6 protein-coding genes and 2 tRNA genes are annotated in these 4554 nt (G+C 61.9%); 4 read left to right on the forward strand and 4 right to left on the reverse strand.

Features of this window, described 5'->3' with window-relative positions; genetic code table 11:
- Positions 1 to 28: 28 nt before the first annotated feature.
- Together Q7T84_RS08055 and Q7T84_RS08060 are read right to left on the reverse strand one after the other, a co-directional pair.
- Positions 29 to 778 (reverse strand): EcsC family protein, encoded by a 750-nt coding sequence (locus tag Q7T84_RS08055; protein WP_304807553.1) that lies wholly within the window; start codon positions 776 to 778, stop codon positions 29 to 31.
- Positions 779 to 1136: 358 nt separating this feature from the next.
- The gene (locus Q7T84_RS08060; protein WP_304807555.1) at positions 1137 to 1358 is read right to left on the reverse strand and encodes a hypothetical protein; all 222 of its coding nucleotides are present in this window, start codon (positions 1356 to 1358) and stop codon (positions 1137 to 1139) included.
- On the opposite strand from Q7T84_RS08060, the gene Q7T84_RS08065 reads away from it, so the two are divergent.
- Positions 1357 to 2031 carry a PEPxxWA-CTERM sorting domain-containing protein gene (locus tag Q7T84_RS08065; protein ID WP_304807557.1) on the forward strand — a complete coding sequence of 225 codons (675 nt, stop codon included), beginning with the start codon at positions 1357 to 1359 and terminating at the stop codon, positions 2029 to 2031. The two genes, Q7T84_RS08060 and Q7T84_RS08065, sit on opposite strands and share 2 nt — an antisense overlap.
- An 82-nt stretch (positions 2032 to 2113) precedes the next feature.
- Here the strand turns inward: Q7T84_RS08065 and Q7T84_RS08070 are convergent, their stop codons facing one another.
- Both Q7T84_RS08070 and rlmB read right to left on the reverse strand, forming a co-directional pair.
- Entirely contained in the window at positions 2114 to 2842 is a 729-nt protein-coding gene (locus tag Q7T84_RS08070) for a TerC family protein (RefSeq protein ID WP_304807559.1), read from the reverse strand.
- Positions 2843 to 2923: 81 nt separating this feature from the next.
- On the reverse strand, positions 2924 to 3721 hold the full coding sequence (gene rlmB / locus Q7T84_RS08075) for a 23S rRNA (guanosine(2251)-2'-O)-methyltransferase RlmB (RefSeq protein ID WP_304807561.1): 798 nt from the start codon (positions 3719 to 3721) through the stop codon (positions 2924 to 2926).
- A gap of 90 nt (positions 3722 to 3811) precedes the next feature.
- On the opposite strand from rlmB, the gene Q7T84_RS08080 reads away from it, so the two are divergent.
- The 3 genes from Q7T84_RS08080 to Q7T84_RS08090 all read left to right on the forward strand — a co-directional run.
- Positions 3812 to 3897: transfer RNA gene (locus tag Q7T84_RS08080), tRNA-Tyr, on the forward strand.
- 56 nt (positions 3898 to 3953) lie between these two features.
- A tRNA-Gly gene (locus Q7T84_RS08085) sits at positions 3954 to 4027 on the forward strand.
- A 35-nt stretch (positions 4028 to 4062) separates the two neighbouring features.
- A partial coding sequence (locus tag Q7T84_RS08090; RefSeq protein ID WP_304807563.1) for a GTP-binding protein occupies positions 4063 to 4554 on the forward strand: 492 nt, incomplete at its 3' end.

Genomic DNA, 4554 nt, shown 5'->3' on the forward strand with positions numbered 1-4554 from the left:
AAGCCATGCGGACGATCGCCGAAGAGATCTAGCGTCCCTCGAACCAACGCATCCGATAGGCGTTCATCGCCGTCTCGCCGAGGCGATCCAACAGCCGGTAGTTGACGATCATCCCGACCGGCGCGCCGACCAGCGGTAGCAACTGGGCCAGCTTCGCCAGATCGATATAGTCGCGATACTCCTGCTGGAACCGGCGCCAGTCGAACGCCTCCAGCGTCCCGACGTCGCGGGCGTCCCAACCGACCATGCCGGCGAACACGTCATGGCGATGAACCGGGCTGGAGAAGGCCAGTTGGAAGATCGCCAGGATGTACAGCCGCTCGCGGAAGTCTTTTCCCGAGTGGCCGTAGAGGGCGGCGATGTCGAACAGCAGCTTGATCTTCAGGCTGATGAGGACGGGAAAGTCAGCGGCGGCCAGTAGGAAGCCTCCCGCCCCGGCGACTCCCCCTTCAGCCGTGGCCGTGGTCCGATAGAGCGCGATCTTCTCCAGGACCTGCGCCTCGCGCGCGGCCACCGAGGCCCCCAGCAGTGGTGCGGGGGTGGTGAGGTCCGATCCCGTCAGGATGCCGCGCGTCATCTGTTCGATCGCCCCGGTGATCACCGCGTGCACGCTCTCGGGAATGACGCGGTTGATGCGCTGCTGGACGCCGCGCGTCGTGCGGTCCCACAGATTGGGCCCCGACATGACCTTGGTGCGCCAAGCTGCGAGTTCCTCGCGGGCGTTTTGTTCGTAGTCGCCGGTTGCGAGGCGAGGGGCGGAGCGCGAGCGGCCGGTCATTCCGAGATCCTAGCCTCGCGGGAGCTGCGAGGCGCCCACCAAATGTCAGACGGACAAGATTTCGACGCTCGCGTGCCGATTGAACAGCCCAGCGTTGAATGAATATCGGGCGGTTCAATTGGGTGGCCGATGCTCACCAATGGACGTCGATCCAGCAGAGAGATCTGTATCCGAACCGCGTTTTCACAACTGGCGAGCGAAGTGACCTGTCCGAGAGGAATGATTTGTATGGCTAACGGAGCGTAAAAAATTGCAACAAAAACAATATAATAGAGTAGTTTTGGCGTATAAACGCTCCTATTCCGACGCTTCTAGGCTGCATTTGCTTGGCTGCGTGAATAACGCTGATATGTTGCCGTTAAGCGCGGCTCGGCGATGAGGGGTGCTTATCGGGGGTCTCGCTAATCGATCCAGATGAGTAATTGCTGTGTTGTTGCTTACGGCTGTCGCCAGGTTGCTCGGATGTGCGTTGTTGGCGCAGCTGCTCATAACTTTGAAGTTCAGGGGTATTCAGGATGATGAAGTTAGTAGCGACATTTGCCGTAGCCGCTTCGGCGGTTGCGTTCAGCGGAGCCGCCATGGCCGCTCCGGTCGTCTCGAATGGTTCGATCCCAAATGGGACGGCGAATTTCGATTCAATCGTAGCCGGGGCCAATGGCACGGTTGTGATCGACTCTTTGGGTGGTCTCACCAACTACGCCAGCTCGTGGGATCGGGGCGCCTACACGATCACCTCGACCAGCGGCTCGGGCCGCTACATCGACACGAACTATGACGGCGCGGGCCGTATGAATGGCGAGTCTATCGACATCGCCCCCGCGGGCCCCAATTTTTCGGGTTCGGGCCTTACCTTCACCTTCGATACGCCGATCAATGCGTTCGGCCTGAACATCGGGGATTGGGGTACGTGCTGCCAGCCGTCGAGCCTCTACATCTCATTCGATGGGGGCGCGGTGGTGCTTGTGGCCACCTCGCTCTTCTATGGTGACAACCCGGGCTACATCGTCGGCCAAGGCTTCACGAACTTCGTGGGCGCGTTCGACACCAGCGGCACCTTCTCCAAGGTCAGCTTCTACGGCGACGGTGTCGGCGAAGTTCTCGTCGCTGGCGGCGAGATCCGTTACGCGACCCTGGAACTAGGGTCGGTCGGCGGCGTGCCGGAGCCGGCGACCTGGGCGATGATGATCATCGGCTTTGGCGGAGCCGGCGCGATGCTTCGCCGCCGCCGCGGCGTGTCGGCCCTGGTCGCCTAGCGATCAAGACCTGCTGAAACGTGAAACGCCGCCGGTCATCACACCGGCGGCGTTTTCTTTTGGCGACGATATCGGCCGGTTCCTAATGAACGACGACCGGAGCCTCCGGCTGGATGGCCATGAAGCCCGGCACGACCGCGTTGTAGGAATCGACGCGACCCAGGTCGCGGATGATGTCGCGATGCCCTTCCCACATCATGTGCAGGGCGACGTAGAGCACGATCACCAGGCCGATATAGCCGATCCAGCGATAGCGATGCAGCAGGCGTGCGATGAAGCTGGCGGCCACCCCCATCAGGGCGATCGAGAGCACCAAGCCGAACACCATGATCGCTGGATGCTGGCGAGCCGCGCCGGCCACGGCCAGGACGTTGTCCAGGGACATCGAGAGGTCGGCGATCAGGATCTGGATAAAGGCGGCGCGGAAGGTCTTGGGCTGCCTGGCCGCCACCGCGGCGTTCGGCTCCGTCGTCGGATCGGAGTCCATCGCCGCCTCGGCCGCGGCCTCCTCGGGCTCGGCCTGCTCGCGCATTTCGCGCCACATCTTCCAGCAGACCCACAGCAGCAGGATGCCGCCGGCGAATAGCAAGCCGACGACCCCCAGCAACTGGGCCGTGATCAGCGCGAAGCCGATCCGCATGGTGACCGCCGCGGCCAGTCCCCAAAGAATGGCTTTCCGGCGCTGCTCTGGAGGCAGTCCTGCCGCCGCCAAGCCGACGGCGACAGCATTGTCTCCGGCCAGGACCAGATCGATCATCAGGACGGAGACTAGGGCGGCGAGCGCGCCGGGCGCGAGAAGAGCGTCGATCATCGCCAATTGAATGCGACAGCCGACGCTCGTCTGCAACTGGTTAGCCGCAAGGAAATCGCAGTTTCGTCGAGAGCCCGTCTTCTATGAGCGGGTACGGGACGCCTCATAGAGCGCGATGGCGGCGGCGGCTGACACGTTCAGGCTCTCGAAACCGCCAGGCATGGGGATCTTGGCCAGTTCGTCACAGTGTTCGGCCACCAGCCGGCGCAGGCCTTCGCCTTCTGATCCTAGGACGAGGATGGTCGGGGCGCCGTCGAGCGCCTGCTCGAGCGCCTTGTCGGAGTGGCCGTCTAGCCCGACCGCCCGCCAGCCGAGATCGGCCAGGGTTTCGAGCGCGCGAGAGAGATTGACCACATAGGCGGTGTCGATCTGATCAACGGCGCCGGCGGCGGCCTTGGCGAGTGCGCCCGTGAGCTTAGGCGTGTGCCGGTCCTGCAGAATGACGCCTGAGGCGCCGAACGCCGCGGCCGAACGCAGGATCGCGCCGACGTTCTGCGGGTCGGTGATCTGGTCGAGCATAAGGAGGGTCGCGCCGCGCTTGGCCTCGAAGTCCTCGAGACCGACCGGATCGAGCGGCGGGATTTTTAGGGCGACACCCTGGTGGACAGCGCCCTGGGGAAGGTTGTGACCGAGGAACTGACTGTCCACGACCTCCAAAACACCGAATCGGCCGAACCGCGACTCGATCTCTCGAGCCCGGTCCGAGGTGGCCAAAAGGCGCTGGGGGGCCAATCTTTTTTTGTTAGTAAGTGCGGCGCTGACGGCGTGCCAGCCCCATAGCCAATCGTCGAAACTGTTGTCTGGCTTGCGGTTGAAGGGTCTTTGACCTCCCTTTTTACCACTCTTCCAGGGCGCGTTGCGTTCGGGAGGGGAGGACACTATAAGACGCGCTCCAAATTGGGGACCGGGCAGGTTCTTCGCTTAACGCGGGGTGACTTGTCCAGGCTTCGATCTGGCTCTGAGCGCGCTGGGGGAATGTCCCGAGTGGCAAAGGGGGGGGACTGTAAATCCCCTGGCGTACGCCTTCGCAGGTTCGAGTCCTGCTTCCCCCACCACGCACTCAGAGCGTGAATTTTTAGGAGACTGGCGCGACCCCGCGCATCCTTCAGCGGCGGGTATAGCACAATGGTAGTGCAGCAGCCTTCCAAGCTGAATATGCGGGTTCGATTCCCGCTACCCGCTCCAAAACCCTGATTTTCTCAAACGCCGGCAGGACCCCGATGGCCAAGGAAAAGTTCGAACGCAATAAGCCGCATTGCAACATCGGCACGATTGGTCACGTTGACCATGGCAAGACGACGTTGACGGCTGCGATCACCTTCACGCTGGCGAAGGTCGGCGGCGCCAAATCGATGGCCTATGCGGACATCGACGCGGCTCCGGAAGAGAAGGCCCGCGGGATCACGATCAACACGGCGCACGTGGAATACGAGACGGCGAACCGTCACTACGCGCACGTCGATTGCCCCGGCCACGCCGACTACGTGAAGAACATGATCACCGGCGCGGCGCAGATGGACGGCGCGATCCTCGTAGTTTCCGCAGCTGACGGCCCGATGCCCCAGACCAGAGAGCATATTCTTTTAGCAAGACAAGTTAATGTTCCGGCAATGGTCGTGTTTTTAAACAAGGTTGATGTTGTTCAGGACAAAGAATTAATTGAACTGGTAGAGATGGAAGTAAGAGAGCTTCTTACCAAATACGGTTATCCG

Origin of the sequence: Phenylobacterium sp. (assembly GCF_030654915.1) — a bacterium.
Classification (GTDB): Bacteria; Pseudomonadota; Alphaproteobacteria; order Caulobacterales; family Caulobacteraceae; genus Phenylobacterium.